Origin of the sequence: Petrotoga sp. SL27 (assembly GCF_002924605.1) — a bacterium.
Taxonomy (GTDB): domain Bacteria; phylum Thermotogota; class Thermotogae; order Petrotogales; family Petrotogaceae; genus Petrotoga; species Petrotoga sibirica.
This window is the reverse complement of record NZ_JAIP01000004.1, coordinates 108,356-127,026: the sequence shown is the minus strand read 5'-3', so window position 1 is coordinate 127,026 and position 18,671 is coordinate 108,356. Positions and strand designations below refer to the sequence as shown.

Sequence of the window (18,671 nt, the reverse complement as noted above, 5' to 3'; positions counted from 1 at the left end):
TCTTCAAGAAAAAAAGTTATAATTGTGTTCGCATTGGACTTTTTGTCTAATGCGATTTTTCTCTTGTTTTTAATCGATTTTATTTTGACTAAATACCGAGGTGGTTCCTTTGAATACGGTTGTAAGAAAAGTAGGGAAGAGAGAAAGAAAGTTTTTTGGTAAAGTTCTTGAGAATTCAGAAATTTACGAGGATTTAGTAAAAATTCAAAAAGACTCTTTCAAAGATTTTTTAAATAACAAGATTATGGAAAGCGTAAAAAGATATATGCCTATAAAGATACCTGTTAAAACAAGTGGAAAGAAAAAAAAAGAATTTTTGATTGATTTTGTAGATGTGAAGTTTGAAGACCCTTCTTTTAGTGAGAGTGAAAGTAGGGACAAAGGATTGACTTATGCGGGAAAGGCTTATTTAAAAGTTAGAATAACTGATTCAGCAACCGGTGAAATTATAGAAAAAGACGACATATTTTTGTGTAACATACCTTATATGACTGATAGAGGTATATTTGTTGTTAATGGAGCAGAAAGGGTAATAGTTAACCAACTCGTTAGATCACCAGGGTTGTATTTTATAAAAGAAGAAGAGACAGATACCTCTAAAGAAATGTTTATAGCCCATTTTTTACCCATTAAAGGTGCTTGGTTGGAGTTGCTTTACAACCCCAATCCAGGTAAAGAGGTTCTTCAAGTAAGAATAGACAGAAAAAGAAAATTCAATTTTTTTCTTTTTTTAAGGGCATTGGGATACGAGAATGATTTGGATATATTACGTTTATTCCCAAAAGAAATCGATTTAGAAGACGAAGTTGATATGTCTAATTATAGTAATTGTACTGTATTGTCTGATTTATCGTTCCAAGAATTAGATAATATGGATCCTCCAAGAAAAACGATATACGGTATGAAATTACATGAAGTCTTGGAATTGTTGAAAAAATATGAAATTAAGACTGTAACAGTAGCACATTTAGTTGCAGAAATAACACTGGAAAAGATGAAAAAAAGATACGAAAAAGAAGAAAATTTAACTTCTATGGAAGCTTACAAAGAAATTTTTTCGAAATTAAAACCCGCCGAAATTCCTAGAGCTCAAAAGGCTAAAGAAGAAATAGAAGATATGTACTTCAATCCTGATAAATTTGATTTTTCACAGATTGGAAGACAGAAAATTCAGGTAAAATTGAGAAAACCTTATATTGATTATCTCCGAGAGGTTGAAAAAAAAGATATTTCTGAAGATATTGAAGATAAGATAAAATATCCTGTTAAAACGTTTGCTGTTGACAAGTTAGACATTATCTTGGCTGCAAGGTATTTGTTGCATCTAAAAGAAAATGTTGAAGGGCTTGACACAAGAGATCACTTGGGTAACAAAAGAGTGAGATCAGTTGGAGAACTAATGCAAATTGAATTTGAAAGAGCTTTTTCTAAAATGATTCAGCATGCTCCTGAAAAAGTTGCTGGTGTTCAATCGATTGATAAAATAAGTCCTCAATCCCTGATAAATTCCAGATCAATAATGACTGCCTTTCACCAATTCTTTGCATCTAGTCAATTATCGCAATTCTTAGATCAAGTGAATCCTTTAGCTGAGCTAACTCATAAGAGAAGGCTATCAGCAATAGGTCCTGGAGGTTTAAAAAGAGAACATGCTAAATTTGAAGTAAGGGATGTCCACCATTCTCATTATGGGAGGATGTGTCCTATCGAGACCCCTGAAGGTGCGAATATTGGTTTAATCACTTCTATGGCAATTTTAGCTAAAGTTGATGAGTTTGGATTTTTGAAAACTCCTTATTACAGAGTAAAGCATGCAAAAGTAGATTTAAACAATATAGTATATTTGAGTGCTGACGAAGAAGAACTTTATAGAATTGCCCCTGCTTCTGCAGAAATTGGTGAAGATGGTTCTTTAGTAGAAGAGTACATTGAAGCTAGATATTTAGGAAAAGTGAGTTTGTTCCATAAAGATGAGATTGAATATATATCAGTCACCCCAAAACAGATCGCCTCTGTATCAGCTGCTCTTATTCCATTTTTAGAACACGATGATGCGAACAGAGCTTTAATGGGGTCAAATATGCAAAGGCAGGCCGTTCCTCTTCTTAGACCTCAAGCTCCTTTTGTTGGTACAGGAGTAGAATGGTTAGCAGCGAGAGACTCAGGCTATTTGATTATGGCAAAACATAAAGGTATTGTTGATTATGTAGATGGAAGAAAAATCGTAATCACTAGATTGGATGAAGAGAATAACATCTTAAAAGATTCAAAGGGTGAACCTTTGAAAGATGAATATGCTTTATTAAAATATGTCAGATCGAATCAAGACACGTGTATAAACCAAGTTCCTATCGTTAATGTTGGAGATATAGTAGAAAAAGGAGAACCCATAGCTGATGGCCCGTCCATGGATATGGGAGAGTTGGCTCTTGGGCGCAATGTTTTCGTTGGGTTTCTTCCATGGGAAGGATACAACTTTGAAGACGCAATAGTGGTAAGTCAAGAATTGTTAGAAAACGATACTTTTACATCGATACACATAGAAGTTTTTGAAACGAAAGCTATGGATACTCAATTAGGGCCAGAAGAAATAACTGCAGATATTCCAAATGTAAAAAAAGAACTTTTAAGGAATTTGGATGAAGAAGGGATAGTTAAAATTGGTTCTTACGTGTCTTCTGGAGATATCCTCGTAGGAAAAGTGACGCCTAGGGGGGAATCAGACACTACTCCTGAAGAAAAACTCATTAAATCAGTATTCGGTGATAAAGGTAGAGACATTAAAGATACATCTTTAACGGTCCCTCACGGAATAGAGGGAAGGGTTATAGACGTTCAGATCTTTGACCGGAAAGATATTCCTTCTTTGGAAATTGGTGTAAATAAATATGTCAAAGTTTTCATAGCAACAAAAAAGACACTACAAGTTGGAGATAAATTAGCGGGTAGGCATGGAAACAAAGGCGTTATTTCTACCATTTTGAATAAAGAAGATATGCCATTTCTACCAGATGGTACTCCTTTGCAAATGTTACTTTCACCTTTGGGAGTTCCTTCAAGGATGAATATTGGTCAAGTTTTGGAACTTCATTTAGGGTGGCTTTCGATGTTAACAAACGACTACTACGCCACACCTATTTTTGATGGCGCAACTGAATCTGAAATCATGGATGAGTTATGCAAAGTAAGGAAAGAACAGGATTTATATTTGGGCGATGACCCCGATCATCCTAACGGTAAAATTGTCCTTAGAGATGGTAGAACAGGTGAGCCATTTGATTTTCCTGTGGCGGTAGGTTCCATGTATATGTTAAAATTATCCCATATAGCAAAAGATAAAATTCATGCAAGATCAACCGGTCCATATTCTTTAATTCACCAACAACCATTAGGTGGTAAAGCTCATTTTGGTGGACAAAGATTTGGAGAGATGGAGGTATGGGCTCTAGAGGCTCATGGAGCTGCTCACACCCTAAACGAAATGTTAACTTATAAATCCGATGATATTAAAGGTAGGAATGAAGTTTACAAAGCGATATTAAAGGGAGAAAATCTTCCCGAACCAGGGATTCCTGAAAGTTTTAAAGTTTTAATAAAAGAATTGCAAGGCTTGATGTTAGATATTAAGCTTTACGATGAAGATGGAAATGAGTTAGATGTTGATAGACTCTAATTAATAACTTGAATCTAAGTTTCAACGTTGACGGTGAGTATAATAAAAATATACCCTCAAGGAGGGATTTCAATTGGCAAACGTTTCTTCCTTTCAAAGAAAAATTGCTAAAATAAAAATAGGTATAGCTTCTCCTCAAAGTATATTGGAAGCATCAAATGGTGAAGTTAAAAAACCCGAAACTTTAAATCACAGAACAGGTAAACCTGAAAAGGATGGTTTATTCTGCGAAAAAATATTCGGTCCGGTAAAAGATTATGAATGTGCTTGTGGCAAGTATAAGGGGAAAAAATATGAAGGAACAGTATGTGAAAGATGTGGAGTAAAGGTAGAATCCAAAGAAGCTAGGAGAAGAAAGATAGGTCATATAGAGTTGGCGACACCTATTTCTCACATTTGGTATTTAAAGTCTTCCCCATCTATTCTTTCTATCATACTAAACATTGGTGTGAAAGATTTAGAAAATATCATTTATTATGGGTCAAAAAGAGTTATTGAAAGGGCTTATTTAACGCTTCCCGGACCTGAAAATGAAGATTTGGGATATCTACCCGGAGAAATATTGTATCAAAGGGAGTATGAAATATTCTCTGAATATTTAGATTTAAGAGTGGAACCTGCTGTAAAAATAGTTTCAGTTAAGGGTATGCCCATAGCCGATATAGATGGAACGGTAGAAATAAAGTCTGAATTAACACACACCGAAAGAGAATTGAACTGGATAATAATCAGAGATGATACGGGAGTTGAAAGGAAGTATCCCGTATTTGAAGGCTCATCAATAATGGTGGAAGAGGGACAGAAAGTTGAGAAAGGGACACCATTAGCAGATAGATTTTTGTTTGAAGAGGATTATCTTACCCAGAAGGAATATTCCTTGTTCTTAGAGTACTATCCGGGTTCCATAGAAGTTGAAAGAGATATTGAGCGTGATACGCCGATTGTAGTTATCACAGATATTGATAAAAGATTTGCAAAGAGGATAGGTAAAAGAATAGGTGATATCTTACTAGAAGATGAAGCAAGAGCCTACGAAGAAGTAATGAAGATACTAAATTCAAAGATTAAAGAAGAAAGAGAAAGAGTAATTGGCAAGGAATTGGTTTCAGAAATTGAGTTTCCCAAAAAGAAATTTGAAAGAGGCACAAAGATTACTCAAGATGTGTTAAACGAGCTTCAAGAATTTGGGGTAAAAGATTTAGTTGCAAAGGAAGAAGATGGGACAGAAAAGATATTTCAAATAAACAGATACGAAGAATTTGAAAATGGTTATGGTGCAGAAGCCATTCAAAAATTGTTGAGAAAGATCGATCTTGAAGTATTAAAAGCACGATTAGAATCCGAATTAGAAAAATTGGATCGGAAAAGTCAAAAAAGCGTAAAAATATTGAGAAGATTGAAACTAGTTAAGGATTTTATCAAATCTGGTAATCAACCTGAATGGGTAATTTCAAATATCATACCCGTTATACCACCAGATCTAAGGCCTTTGATACAAATTGATGGTGGAAGGTTTGCTGCGACCGATTTAAATGACTTATATAGAAAGGTAATAAATAGGAACAATCGTTTAAAAAAGCTTTTAGAAATGGAAGCGCCGGAAATTATCGTAAGGAATGAAAAAAGGATACTTCAACAAGCTGTGGATTCACTTTTCTATAATGGACGTGTTGGTAAACCAATGACCGATAGAAATAGAAGACCTTTAAGATCACTAACAGATTTATTGAAAGGTAAAAAAGGTAGATTTAGAAGAAACCTTTTGGGTAAGAGGGTTGACTACTCTGGTAGAGCTGTAATCGCAGTCGGACCTGATCTTAAGATACATGAATGTGGATTACCAAAAAAGATGGCTTTAGAACTGTTTAAACCTTTTGTTCTAGCCGAATTGTTGAAAGATTCAAATGTGGCAAGTAAAAGTGCCAGAAAATTCAAGAAAACTATAATAGAAAAAGAAATGCCTGAAGCCTGGGAAGTTTTAGAAGAGGTTATAAAAGGGCATCCTGTTCTCTTAAATAGAGCGCCTACCTTACACAGAATATCAATTCAAGCCTTCATTCCAAAACTAATAGAAGGTGATGCGATAAGGTTACATCCGTTGGTTTGCCCTCCGTTTAATGCAGATTTTGACGGTGATCAAATGGCTGTACACATTCCCCTTTCTAGTATAGCCCAAGCGGAGTCAAAGTTTTTAATGTTATCAAGGTATAATATTATCTCACCGGCTAACGGTAAACCTTTGTCTATGCCTGGAAAAGATATAATTGCAGGTGCATATTATTTAACCTTACATAAAGATGAGGAATTCGAAAATCTTAAGGTACCTACTAAGGTTTCTGAATTTGGAGAGAATGGATATGTTAGACACATATTCTCTGAAGATTTAGAAGCCACATATGCTTACGAGTACAAAAAAATAGTGGATTCTGATATTTATCTTCAAGATGGAGAATTGATATGGGAAAAATCTGATTTATCCCTTCACGAACCAATTGCGTTTAGATATAAAGACGGTAGTATCCTTAAAACAACTATCGGAAAAATAATTTTTAACGAAGAAGTACCAGAAGATTTAAGGAATTATTCACAAAAAATGGATAAAAAAAGCCTAAAAGAGTTGATATTTAACACTTTTGAAAAACATGGAATAGATAGAACTGCGGATCTTTTAGATAGTATTAAAGATTTTGGTTTTCATTATGCAACATTATCCGGATTAACGATATCTATTCGTGATGTATTAGTTTCTCCGAAAAGGGAAGAACTTATAGAAGAATCTAAGAACGAAGTTCTCAAAATCGAATCACTTTATGAAGAAGGTTATCTTACGGATAATGAAAGGTACAAGGAAATAATTAAAATTTGGGAAAACGCTACTGCCAAAGTTACATTAGAAACAGCGAAAACATATCGAAAATACACCTTCAATCCAATTTGGATGATGATTGAATCAGGAGCCAGAGGTAACATAGATCAATTGAAACAATTAGCCGGTATGAGAGGATTGATGGCTGATCCATCCGGTAAAATAATTGAAGTTCCTATCACTTCAAACTTTAAAAACGGATTATCAGAATTAGAATTTTTCACCTCAACACACGGTTCGAGAAAAGGATCAGCTGATACAGCTTTAAGGACATCAACAGCTGGTTACTTAACTAGAAGACTCGTAGACGTTGCGCAAAGTATGACAATCACAGAAGATGATTGTGGGACAGACAAAGGTATTGAAGCAAGAGAACTTTGGGCCGACGATTCAAAAATTGAGAACTTATCAGACTTCTTATTTGGTAGAGTTTTGGCTAAAGATGTTTTGGATCCTGAAACAAAGGAAATAATTTATAATCCTCAATCAGATAAAAAATATGAAAAAGGGATAATCTTAAAAGAAAAAGACGCCCAATTCTTGGCAAATTATGTAAAAGAAATTCCTGTATCGAAGGAAAAAACGATAAAAATTGAAGATATGTTAAAGGATTCATACTTAGAATCATTACAAGATGTACAAATAGAAGGTAAGGTATTAATCAGAAAAGGTGAAGAAGTTACAGAAGAAGCCATAGAAGAAGCACTCCTGCACGGTATACAATCTCTGAATGTGAAAGAATATAATGCAGTAGATTACGTTTACGCTGGGGAAGATCTTAAAGTCGAAGTTGATGGAAAAACTGTGACTTTACTTAAATATCAAGAAAAAATTGACTTAAAAGTTTCCAAAGTTCTAGAAAAACACGGAATAAAAAAGGTTGCTGTTAGACCATATATTTTCATTAGATCTCCTCTTACATGTGAGTCTGAAAATGGAATTTGTGCAAAATGTTATGGGATAGACCTTTCAAACTACAAATTAGTCAATATAGGAGAAGCTGTAGGAATAATTGCTGCACAATCTATAGGTGAACCTGGTACGCAGCTAACTATGAGGACTTTCCATACGGGAGGTATAGCTACCACTTCGGATATAACCCAAGGTCTTCCAAGAGCTGAAGAATTGTTTGAAGCAAGAAAAAAGACCAAAGGGCCTGAAGGTGAATTCTCAACGATAAAAGGTATAGTAAGAGCTATCGAGAGAGATATTGAGAACAAAAGAGGAAAAAGATTAAAGATAATAATAGAAAATTCAGATGGTGAATTAGAAAGTTATGAGGCTGACTATAGGACGAAAGCAGTTGTAGAAGTAGGAGATAAAGTATTACCCGGTCAAAGGTTAACGACGGGAAATATAAGACCCAGAAAAATACTCAAAGATTTGGGAGTAAGCGCTTTGGCAAGTTATTTGCTCAGTGAAATAAAGAAAATATATGCTGAGCAAGGTGTGGACATCCATGATAAACACTTTGAGATAATAATTAGACAGATGATCAACAAGGTGGAAATAATAGACGGTGGAGATACCGATTTCATGCCCGGAGATTTAGTCAGTTATGGTAAAGTGCAGAAAATTAACGAGGAAATATTGGAAGAAAACTCCTATATCAGTGAAAATAGAGAATTAGTTATCGGTAAAAAGTTGGCAAAGAGGGTTATAATCCCTTCCGAAGATGAAGAAGAGGAAGAAGATAAGATCTATGAACAGGGAACAGAAATCACCGAAGAAATTTTAAACCAAATTATCGAAACAAACATTAAAGAGGTTGAAGTATACGAAGAATATAAAGAAATCACAACCGAAGATGGGAAAGCTCATCTAGTAGGTACATCCAAAAAATATCTTATAAATCCTAAAGATACGATAAAATATGAACGTAGGTTGTTAAGAATCACGAAGGCTTCTTTAGAAAAAGAAGGATGGCTTTCTGCGGCTTCATTCCAGCAAACTGTACAAATACTAACAGAGGCAGCTATAGAAGGTAAAGTAGATAAATTGAAAGGATTAAAAGAAAATGTAATAGTAGGACAACCTATTCCAGCAGGAACAGGGTTGAAATTGTACGCAGAACAAAACTACGAAGTTGTTCAACCTGAAAAAGAAGCTGAAGTTGCACAAGAAAAATCTGTTGGGTAAAATAAAAATGGCTCAATAAAAATAACCGGTACTGTTTTTAAAAAACAGTACCGGCTTTTGTTTTATCTATTGGTTAGAAAAAGCGCTTAGCATATACATTCCTTGTGCGGTCATTTGTTGAATAGCTTGTTCCATAGCTGAAAACTGTGCATAATATTGTGCTTCTTTTCTTTGAAGCCTGTCTAATAGGTTGGTCATTTCCTTGGCGAGTCGTCTCATCTCGTTACCTATGGTGCCGTTGGTACCGGCAATTCGATCGATATAGCCATTGAACTTAGTTGCTTCATACAGATAATTCTGAATAGCTTGCGCATATCCATATTCTTTATTAGTCGTATCGTTTGTTGCGAACAATTTCCATACATCTTCAGCATTTGTATTCAAAACCTCTCTAAGTTTATCCTCATTTACGCTCAATAATCCTTTCATTGTATTCTCATAACCGACTCCAAAATCTCCTGAGGTTATGCCGATATCGAAAAGGGTATTATATTGAGAACCAGACTGTTCTATATTTACAGGTGAGTAAACCATATTTCTTAAATTATAAAAGATTTTCTCTAAGTTATTATCTCCTTTTAGCATCCCTTTCATATAGTCTTCTTCTGTCATTTCTTCTGGAGACTTATCGGTAACTTGGCCTTCATGTAATAAATCGTACACATAAGTAATCGTTTCATTGTACTTATCGACAAATTCTTTTATACTTTCAACACTCTTATCTATATCTTGTTCTATAGAAACTTTTACGTAACTACTCGAAGTCGATTTCAAATCGATTGTTGTACCGAAAACGTTCAACGTGTTTTCTGTTAAGTTGTCATAAGTGGTGATTGATGTACTTCCGTCAAAAGACAATTCAACCTGTCCCAAACTCCCTAAGGTTCTAACTGTATTATCATCGCCCAGAGCAGCTGTTCCGTTTAAATTCAGTTTTGAAATTAAGGTTTCACCATTAGAACCCGAAATGGCAGATACGCTAATATCAACGTTCCCATTTTCTTTGTTAACTAGGAAAAATTTACCGTTTGCATCATCAAATTTTGCTTGTACTCCTAAGGTTGAAGCATTTATTTTGTCTATAAGGTTTTGAATTGTTTCACTGTCTGAAACGGTTATAGTATCTGAATCTTCTCCTTTTGTGATGGTAAAAGTAGAATCACCTGCTGTGCCTATAACATCTACTATCTTTGAACTTTTTTTAATTGTTGGATCAATATTATCCCCCAAAAGAACGGTAGGAGAAGCCAAAGAATTAACTTTCAAGTAAAAAGTTGAATTATCAGCATCTGCAGGAGCTGTAGCAGTTAATACACTTTCGTCAGAAGAGGTGGCACTTTTTGGGATCAAATTACTCTTCAATTTGAAAGTGATCAGATAATCATAAAAATCCTCCAACTTATTGTCTACTTCCATCCAAAGTTTTTGTTTGTAAGTAAGAGTATCAAATTTTTCTTGAGCTCTATTTAAAGGTTGTTGCTCAATCTCCATTAATTTTTGGACCATTGCTTGGGTATCCATTCCCGAAACCGCGCCGGTTAATTGGAAGGTACCAACATAGGGATTAGTAGCCATTGTCTTCACTTCCTTTAAATTCTTTCTCACCTATTTATTATCGACTTATCTTAAGAAAACTTTAACCACTAAATAAGTCGTACAATTGGTTCATTTGATTAGTTCTACATTGAGGTTGTTGTATCCTAAAGGTGTTTTACATTTTTTGTGATATTATTTAATTAGGAAGTTTAGTAATAAAGGTTACGATATAAAAAGAGTTGAACCGTGTGAAGGGATGATACACATGATGATAATCAAAGGACAATTTAACGAGGCAAAGGTTTTTACAAATGAGTTGGAAGAAGAAGCGATAAGGCAAATTAAAGAATTGTGTGACCAAGAGTTCGTTAAAGGACTTAAGATTAGAATAATGCCTGATGCACATACGGGGGTAGGATGTGTAATTGGAACAACGATGACCATAAAAGATAAAATAGTTCCTAATTTAGTTGGAGTTGACATAGGCTGTGGAGTAGAAGTAGTTAAAATTGAGGAAAAACAGATAAACTTTGAAAAACTTGATGAAGTAATAAGGAAAGAAATCCCATCTGGTTTCAATATTCGTAAAAAGCCTCACCCATACGTCGAAAAAAGTCAGATATTAGAATTAAAATGTAGAGAATTCATAGATTTAGAACGAGCGATACTGAGCATAGGTACCTTAGGCGGAGGAAATCATTTCATTGAGGTAGACAGAGATGAATCAAATAATTTGTATATTGTTGTACATTCTGGAAGTAGGTATTTAGGGAAACAGGTTGCTGAATACTATCAGAATTTGGCTTATTCTATGTTAACGGGTCAACCACTCTCAAAGAGAAAAAAGAAGAAAAATAGATCAATCAAAAATATAGACATCCCTAAACACTTAGCGTATTTGGAAAAGGAAGAGTTCAACGATTACCTTTGGGATATGAAGATAACACAAAATTATGCATCACTCAACAGAAAAGCTATAACTGATATAATCATTCAACAAATGCAATTGAACGTTAGTAAAGGGTTCACTACCATCCATAACTATATAGACCTGGAAAAGATGATCTTGAGAAAAGGTGCCGTTTCTGCCAAACTTGGTGAAAAATTAATAATCCCTATAAATATGAAAGATGGTAGTTTGATATGTGTTGGTAAAGGAAATCCTGATTGGAACTTCTCAGCCCCACATGGTGCGGGAAGGGTAATGAGTAGAAAACAAGCTAAGAAAAGAATAACAATTGAAGAGTACAAAAATGCGATGAATGGCATTTATTCTACTTCTGTTAATGCTCAAACGATAGATGAAGCCCCAATGGTGTATAAGTCTCTAAAAGAAATAGAAGAAAACATACAAGATACCGTAGAAATTATAAAAAGAATAACTCCTTTATATAATTTTAAAGCCCCTTAACAATAAATCTATGCTATAATAATTAAGAACAGCAAAAAATATCTGATAAACGGAGGTAAGATATGACCGTTCTAAGTGGAATGAGAGCTACAGGAAAATTACACATAGGAAACTTTGTTACCTTAGAAAATTGGGTAGAGATTCAAAATAAATCAGACAAAAATTTTTTCTTCGTCGCTGATTGGCATGCTTTGACATCTCATTATGATACACCTGAGATAATACAACCTTCTACTTTCGATATAATAAGGCATTATATCGCAGTAGGGTTGGATCCTAAAAAAAGTGTTTTATTCGTTCAATCCGCCATCAAAGAACATGCCGAACTTTATTTAATTTTTAGTATGATAGCCTCGGTTTCACGATTAGAAAGAATTCCAACCTATAAGGAACAAATAAGTAACATATCCAATAAGGATTTAACTAACATAGGATTTTTAGGGTACCCCGTTTTACAAGCCGCAGATATTTTAATATATAAAGGGGATAGAGTTCCTGTTGGGGAAGATCAAATCTATCATCTAGAATTTACGCGAGAAATCGCAAGAAAGTTTAATATGAAGTACAAAGAAATATTTCCTGAACCACAACCGATCATTTCCAAAGTGCCGAAACTACCTGGCACAGATGGAAGGAAGATGTCTAAAAGCTATGGTAACGTTATAAACATAGAAACCAACGAGAAAGAGTTGAAAGAGAAAATTCTACCCATGATGACCGATCCAGCAAGGATAAGAAGAACCGATCCTGGAAATCCCGAAAAATGCCCCGTATGGGATTACCATAAGGCATTCACTAAATCTGAAGATGAAAAAGATTGGGTACGGAATGGTTGTACTACTGCTGGGATTGGGTGTGTTGACTGTAAAAAGTTGTTGATCAAAAATATGAAAGAAAGACTTGAACCAGTTTGGAATAAATTATCTTCTACTTCTGTAGAAGATGCAATAGAAATAGCTGAAGATGGAAACAAAAAGGCAAGAAAGGTTGCTAGCCAAACTATGCAAGAGGTTAGAGAGGCTTTACATTTCAGATGGTGAGGAGGATCAAATAATTAACTTTAACTATCTCGATATAAAATTAGACATATTCTCTGGCCCTTTTTTTAAACTCGTTGAATTAATAAAAGAAAAAAAGATTCCAGTTAGGAAAATATCTGTCAGTTACATCTCAGATATATTCGTTAATTACGTCAATGATAACTTCAATGACTTAAACTCCATAGGAGAATTTTTAGAATTAGCGTCTTATTTGACATTTTTGAAGTCCAAAGAGCTACTTCCCAATTCCAATAACGATAAAGAATTTAGAAAACATAGAGAGGTCATATATGAGGTTATTGAAAATTACGACGTTATCAAAAAAGCTCAAGAGATCATAAAAAAAGATTTTGGTGAAGATAAGAAAAAACCCGTTAGAGTAAAGAATAAGGCATCAATAGAAAAAGAAATCTTTGAAAATCAGTTGGTAAAGTTCTTTGATGATTACATTACAAAGCAAAAAAAGCTTGAAATTATCAGAGATACTTATCGTATAGAAGATGCGATAGGAATGCTTGAAAAAAAGGATGAATTTAATATTCTATATCTTTTCGAATATGCTCAACATAAAAAGATGAATTTTTTAGTAATGTTTTTAGCTTCCTTAATTTTGGTAAACCGTGGTTTTTTCAAATATGAAAAAGGCCTATTTATTAAACTTAGCTCGCAAGATCCTGGAAGTGAGTTGAATGGCTAAAGACAAAATAGATGTAGAAATTAGAATGATAGAAGCATTAATATTTTCAACTCCTAACGGTATATCTTTCAAAGAGATCTCCAAGCGTCTAAAGATAAAAGAAGAAGAATTGAGGCATTACTTAGAAGAAATAGAATTGCATTATATAGGTGACCAACACGGTGTGGAATTGATAAAAAACGGCAGCAAATACAGATTTGAAATAAAACCAGAAATAAAATCTATGATCTTTCCAAATCCTCGAAAATTTGAGTTAACACAAACTCAATTCGAAGTATTAGCGATTCTGTTTATGAATGGAGATAGCAGGGTTGTTGAAATAGAAAAAACTAGAGGTAAAAATAGTTATTATCAACTAAAGAAATTAATGGAATACGATCTGGTTAAAAAAAGTAAAAAGAAAAACCACAATTACTACCATCTTACCGAAAAATTTTACGAATTCTTACCCGATAAAACGTTGAAAAAATTGGAGGAAATGAAAAAGAATGAAGTTACAAAAGGCTCTTCAAATAATATCTCTGAGTAGAAGGCAGTCCTCAGAGTACATACTAAAAGAAGGTGTGAAAGTCAACAACAAATTGGTTAACGAGCCATGGTATGAATTAAAAGAAAATGATTTCATAGAATTTGACAATAAAAAATATTATCTTTCCGATCTACAAAAGAAAGCTGAAAACAAAGTTTATTACCTTTTGAACAAACCCAAAGGAATCTTGTGTACCTTCAAAGACGATTTTGGTAGAAAAACAGTAAATGATTTGCTGAAAGGAAAGATTGAAGAAAGAGTTTTTTACGTGGGCAGGCTTGACTACGATTCAAGCGGCCTTTTGCTTCTGACAAACGATGGTGACTTAGCCAATTATTTGTTAAGGCCTGAAAATAAGGTCACAAAGGTTTATGAAGTACTGATAAAAGGTACGCCTTCAAAAAAGGAATTGCAGAAGTTGGAAGAAGGTATCACACTTGAAACCGGATATAAAACGATGAAATCGAAGGTGAAAATTTTGAAAAAAGAAAAGGATCTATCACTCCTACAAATCAGTTTAAACGAAGGCAAAAAAAGGCAGATAAAACTCATGATAAAGGCTTTAGGTTATAAAGTTATAGAATTGAAAAGGATCAAGTTTGGGCCATGGAGTATCGAAGAAGTTCCTAAGCCTGGGGATATAAAATCCTTGAGGGGTGCAGAAGAGGTGAAAAATAGACTTTTATCAAACATTTCATAGTCAATATAAGAGGGGGAAAAAAACAATGAGGACGCATTAGCGTCCTCATTGGATGGGCCGAAATATCAATCATGATGTTTCGGGGGGATGGGTATTTTTATTATAGCTAATTATTATTAAGGCTCGTATTCAAAAAAATTAAATTATTTTGCATTTTCTTCTCATTTGGAAAGAAAGTGTCATCAATTTAATTTTAAAAATTTTAAAAAAGAATTAAACTTGAGAAAAATATGGTATAATTTGTTGATTCAAATAAATTACAGTTTTTTCAGGATTTCAAAAAATAAATTTTGGGGTGAGAAAAATGAAAAGGTTTTATTATGTATTTTTATTGTTAGTTGTAAGTATGTTCCTGTTCACATCCTGTGCACTTCAAGAGATCGAGATAAAAGCTGATCCCACTCTTCAAGTACCTATTGCAAAAGAAAGTATTACAATGTACGATTTAGTGGATACTGAAGATATTGTAATTAGTTTAAGTGAAAGTTTTGGTGAAGATGCCACCGTCACACACAAATCTGATAATCCCTTAACTTATGGGGTAGATTTGAAAATATTCGACGGTCAAGAAATTTTGGATGAGATTGCTCCTGGTCAAAGTGATTTTAGTTCGGTTCCTGCGGGGCCTTACGATTTAGTTACATCTGATGCTTCTTTAACGCTGGTATCTCTTGGTGGTACAACTTTTGGACCTTTGGAAGAAATTAGTCTTACAAGTCTTCCGGCAACTCTTGTAGTAACAGGAATTAGCGATCCATCCTATGTAACAATAGAAGCAACTTTGAGTACGTCTAGTACTTCAACTCTTATCTCTTCTGGAGAGGAATTTAACTTGGGACCTTTGTTTAATGAGTATTCTAAGATATATTTAGAGGAGATGACCATCACATTCAATTCATCACTTTCTCCTGATGATTCTCCAACTATAAAATTGTTAGTAGATATCCCTTTTGAATTCACGATAACCGAAGACCTAGAATTGTATACAAATAAAGATGAAGTAGGCGATGAGGATATCTTTGGCAGATCTGGTGAAGATTCTGATGATTTGAGTGATATACTCGATGGGATAGAATCATTTAAGCTTCACATGGATTACGACAACACGACGGGGCTCCACTTAAAGATGGAAGTCCAAGGATGGGATGTTGAAAAGAACCAACCTACTGAATCAGAACCTGTAACAAGGGAAATAACGGTTGGTGAAGGTAAAACTGTTGAATTTGATTTAACAGGTTTTATCGAAGATATGAAAAATACGGTTCCTTTCAATTTGGTATTCACAGTAAAACTCCCCCCGTCAGAGTATTCATTGAATATGGATGGTAGTTTAGATCTTAGCCTCTGGTTGGATCTTGATACAGACTTAGCAATACCGATTACTTCAAGGGCACAATAAAGGAGGGGAAGACTATGAAAAAATTGTTTATAATATTGCTAATAGTTTCTTCGGTTTCTTTGATCATTTTTTCAGAAGGATTGAGATCTTTTGATAGTAGTTTGAATCCGCTTTTGTTAGAATCAATAGGTAAAAGAAATTATTTTGAAATCGAAATTTCTCCCGATATAATGGTTTATCAAAACGCTTACAAAGTAGCGGATCTTTTACCAATGTTGACTGCTACAAAGTTTACCATTGATTTCGACGAAATATATACTTCTTTAGGTGGAGATGATTTATTCTTTATAACCAAAGATAACGTTGAAGGACACTTTGTAGTAAATATCTTTGATCTGGGTCTTGGAGTTGTATTCAGTGGTGATTTAAAAAGTGATTTAACGGTACCAAACGATTTGATAAAACTTATCGCCAATGGTAATGAAATAGATACAACTAATGAAGGCACGATACTCTTTAACTTAGATACATCTGTTAAAGCTGGAGTGTATGCTTCTTATAATTTTGATGGCATGTCGGTTGGGTTGGTTTACAACTTGTTCTTGCCGATAGTCTATACCGAGGAATCAAACGTTGGATACGAATTTTCTACAGATACAGAGGTAGGAACAACAACGGCGGAGTTGAACATGAAGGTTGATTTGTACTCTCCATTTGATAGTAATGAGCTTGAAAGTATAACATTTAACTCTCTAACAGATAAATTTTTGACCGATGCTGGCCATGCCATAGATGCAGGTGTAACCTTTGGTGAGATCAAAAAACCTGTTATGGGAATCGCGGTAAAAAACATAACGGTTAAACCTGCAAAGGTTTCTTACAAGATCCCTTATCAAGAAACAATTAGTATTTTGGGAGAAGATTCCAGTAGTTCAACACCTATGGAAGTTCAACCTGTAGATGAACAATATATATATCCAATGAGTGTTACCGGATTTTTTAGGATACCGGTAGTTTTGCTTGATATTATTCCATATGGAGAGTTCTATGTGGATGATCAAACGATCGACTGGGGTGTACAAGCCAGAACTTCTCTTTTCAATTTTATACCGTTGACAGTTGGAATTGAAAATTATTATGGTTACTGGAACACGTTTTTAGGTTTTGGGATAGATAGCAGAATTGTTGAAAGCAGAACAGAGTTATCCCTTACGGCAAAGGATCTTGATAAAATTTTCGATTTGAAGGGGTTTTCATTTAAATCAAGTTTTGCAATAGGGTTTTAAAAACAAATGTTTAAACAATTATAAAAAAGGGCGCTTAGCGCCCTTTTTTTGAAAGTATTTTGCTGAATGTAGTATAATAGAAAAGAATCAATAGAATTGAATTTTGTAGCGTACTAAGCAAAGGGGCTCTATCTATAAATCTTTCAGATTGTTTAAAGTCAGTAAATATCTAGTAACTATTGGGAGCAATATGAGTAGGCATATCTATAGGCTAAGGGGAATGAATTTGGATAAACTTATAGAACTTGCACAAATAGGGGACAACCAAGCCCTAGGCATAATTCTTGAAAAGTTTGAGCCTATGGTGAAATCTATTGTTGGGAAATATTATGGTACATGGTTGGAATTCGAAGACTTTTTACAAATAGGTTTGGTAGGTTTAATTCAAGCGGTATATAATTTCAGAAAAGATGCAAACGCTAAATTTTCAAGTTTTGCCTATATGAATATCTCTTCAGAGATTAAGTCTTTTGTCACCTACTTGAACAGAAATAAGCATAAAGTTTTAACAGAAGCTGTAAGTATGGAAAACACAGACGACGAATTTACAGAAAACGCCGATTATTACATTGAAAGTGTTGATACTGAAAAGAAGGATTTTCTCAAGGAATATTTTTTATCAAAGAGTCTTGAACAACTTGAATGCAACGAAAGGGAAATTGTTGAATTATGGATAGATGGATACTCATATCAAGAAATTGGGGATAAAATGGAAATAAATACAAAAAAGGTCGATAATACCATCCAAAAGATAAAAAAAGTTTTCGCAAGAAATATAGATGAATACAATAATATAGTGGAGATGTTTGGAGGAAAGTATGAGATTTAAGATAACTATCTTTGTTGTAAGTTTGGTAGCAATAGTTTTATCAATTGCGACAGAAATTAGGGTGATAGAACTTAGGAAGGATCTGCAAAGTCAATTCAATCGATTAAATTCAACGGTGAACGAAAAATTGGAGGCTCAAGAAAAGGAGATCACCCATCTCAATAGATATTTTGAGCCAGATGGTGTGGTTGAAAAATTCATAGTTTCAAACAATTTTTTAGAAAAAAAACTAAACGATCTGGATAAAATTATCACTAATTTAGATGAACCATCAGACGCCGGTTACATTCAAATATATATTATCGGTTCTACCGATGTATGGGTGGCGTTTAGAAATCCAGAAGGTAGATACATCTTTCAAGGAAATTTAAAGCCAGGATTGAATCCATATAAATTTTACTTTTTTAAAGGGCCTTCTATAGAAACTCAATATACTTACACACTCCCATTTAATGCTTCATTTAAGAGTGGAGTACCTGAAAATACCTTTTTCCTGATAAAAGAAACTGGTCAATACAGACTTATAAAACATCCTGACCAAGATATTTCGAACATAATGAAAGATTTAAACCTCTATATTCCAACGATTACAGGAAAATAGTCAATTGTGGTATAATTAACAAAAG

12 protein-coding genes are annotated in these 18,671 nt (G+C 34.1%); 11 read left to right on the top strand and 1 reads right to left on the bottom strand.

Translation table 11 applies throughout. The annotated features are described in order from the left end of the window. Positions 1–109 precede the first annotated feature (109 nt). Together AD60_RS01995 and AD60_RS01990 are read left to right on the top strand one after the other, a co-directional pair. Positions 110–3,673, top strand: a complete 3,564-nt coding sequence (locus AD60_RS01995; RefSeq protein ID WP_103876220.1) for a DNA-directed RNA polymerase subunit beta — start codon at positions 110–112, stop codon at positions 3,671–3,673. 73 nt (positions 3,674–3,746) lie between these two features. Further along, the gene (locus tag AD60_RS01990) at positions 3,747–8,678 is read left to right on the top strand and encodes a DNA-directed RNA polymerase subunit beta' (RefSeq protein WP_103876219.1); all 4,932 of its coding nucleotides are present in this window, start codon (positions 3,747–3,749) and stop codon (positions 8,676–8,678) included. Between the two features lie 66 nt (positions 8,679–8,744). On the opposite strand, the gene fliD is transcribed toward AD60_RS01990, so the two are convergent. Beyond that, positions 8,745–10,253 carry a flagellar filament capping protein FliD gene (fliD, locus tag AD60_RS01985; RefSeq protein ID WP_103876218.1) on the bottom strand — a complete coding sequence of 503 codons (1,509 nt, stop codon included), beginning with the start codon at positions 10,251–10,253 and terminating at the stop codon, positions 8,745–8,747. Between the two features lie 226 nt (positions 10,254–10,479). Between fliD and AD60_RS01980 the strand changes: the two genes are divergently transcribed. The 9 genes from AD60_RS01980 to AD60_RS01940 all read left to right on the top strand — a co-directional run bounded on the left by AD60_RS01980 (position 10,480) and on the right by AD60_RS01940 (position 18,646). Beyond that, a complete protein-coding gene (locus AD60_RS01980) occupies positions 10,480–11,625 on the top strand; it encodes an RtcB family protein (RefSeq protein WP_103876217.1) in 1,146 nt (381 codons plus the stop codon). Positions 11,626–11,687: 62 nt separating this feature from the next. Further along, on the top strand, positions 11,688–12,665 hold the full coding sequence (gene trpS / locus AD60_RS01975; protein ID WP_103876216.1) for a tryptophan--tRNA ligase: 978 nt from the start codon (positions 11,688–11,690) through the stop codon (positions 12,663–12,665). Next, positions 12,589–13,362: a ScpA family protein gene (locus AD60_RS01970; protein ID WP_134080041.1), complete on the top strand. Its 774-nt coding sequence runs from the start codon at positions 12,589–12,591 to the stop codon at positions 13,360–13,362. Before trpS ends, AD60_RS01970 begins: the two co-directional genes overlap by 77 nt. Then, the gene (locus AD60_RS01965) at positions 13,355–13,891 is read left to right on the top strand and encodes an SMC-Scp complex subunit ScpB (protein WP_103876214.1); all 537 of its coding nucleotides are present in this window, start codon (positions 13,355–13,357) and stop codon (positions 13,889–13,891) included. The genes AD60_RS01970 and AD60_RS01965 overlap by 8 nt, the downstream gene beginning before the upstream one ends. Further along, entirely contained in the window at positions 13,851–14,591 is a 741-nt protein-coding gene (locus AD60_RS01960; protein ID WP_233186788.1) for a pseudouridine synthase, read from the top strand. The genes AD60_RS01965 and AD60_RS01960 overlap by 41 nt, the downstream gene beginning before the upstream one ends. Before the next feature lie 304 nt (positions 14,592–14,895). Beyond that, the gene (locus AD60_RS01955; protein ID WP_103876213.1) at positions 14,896–15,990 is read left to right on the top strand and encodes a hypothetical protein; all 1,095 of its coding nucleotides are present in this window, start codon (positions 14,896–14,898) and stop codon (positions 15,988–15,990) included. A 14-nt stretch (positions 15,991–16,004) separates the two neighbouring features. Then, complete coding sequence (locus tag AD60_RS01950; RefSeq protein ID WP_103876212.1) at positions 16,005–17,216, top strand: hypothetical protein; 1,212 nt, start codon at positions 16,005–16,007, stop codon at positions 17,214–17,216. A gap of 220 nt (positions 17,217–17,436) precedes the next feature. Continuing rightward, positions 17,437–18,045: a sigma-70 family RNA polymerase sigma factor gene (locus tag AD60_RS01945; protein WP_233186787.1), complete on the top strand. Its 609-nt coding sequence runs from the start codon at positions 17,437–17,439 to the stop codon at positions 18,043–18,045. Continuing rightward, positions 18,035–18,646, top strand: coding sequence for a hypothetical protein (locus tag AD60_RS01940; RefSeq protein WP_103927233.1), 612 nt, complete (start codon positions 18,035–18,037; stop codon positions 18,644–18,646). The genes AD60_RS01945 and AD60_RS01940 overlap by 11 nt, the downstream gene beginning before the upstream one ends. The last annotated feature ends 25 nt before the right edge of the window (positions 18,647–18,671 follow it).

Excerpts from the sequence above, each read along its gene's own strand:
- fliD (WP_103876218.1), bottom strand. The coding sequence starts at position 10,253 with ATGGCTACTAATCCCTATGTTGGTACCTTCCAATTAACCGGCGCGGTT.
- AD60_RS01980 (WP_103876217.1), top strand. The coding sequence starts at position 10,480 with ATGATGATAATCAAAGGACAATTTAACGAGGCAAAGGTTTTTACAAAT.
- trpS (WP_103876216.1), top strand. The coding sequence starts at position 11,688 with ATGACCGTTCTAAGTGGAATGAGAGCTACAGGAAAATTACACATAGGA.
- AD60_RS01970 (WP_134080041.1), top strand. The coding sequence starts at position 12,589 with ATGGAAACAAAAAGGCAAGAAAGGTTGCTAGCCAAACTATGCAAGAGG.
- AD60_RS01965 (WP_103876214.1), top strand. The coding sequence starts at position 13,355 with ATGGCTAAAGACAAAATAGATGTAGAAATTAGAATGATAGAAGCATTA.
- AD60_RS01960 (WP_233186788.1), top strand. The coding sequence starts at position 13,851 with ATGAAGTTACAAAAGGCTCTTCAAATAATATCTCTGAGTAGAAGGCAG.
- AD60_RS01955 (WP_103876213.1), top strand. The coding sequence starts at position 14,896 with ATGAAAAGGTTTTATTATGTATTTTTATTGTTAGTTGTAAGTATGTTC.
- AD60_RS01950 (WP_103876212.1), top strand. The coding sequence starts at position 16,005 with ATGAAAAAATTGTTTATAATATTGCTAATAGTTTCTTCGGTTTCTTTG.
- AD60_RS01945 (WP_233186787.1), top strand. The coding sequence starts at position 17,437 with ATGAATTTGGATAAACTTATAGAACTTGCACAAATAGGGGACAACCAA.
- AD60_RS01940 (WP_103927233.1), top strand. The coding sequence starts at position 18,035 with ATGAGATTTAAGATAACTATCTTTGTTGTAAGTTTGGTAGCAATAGTT.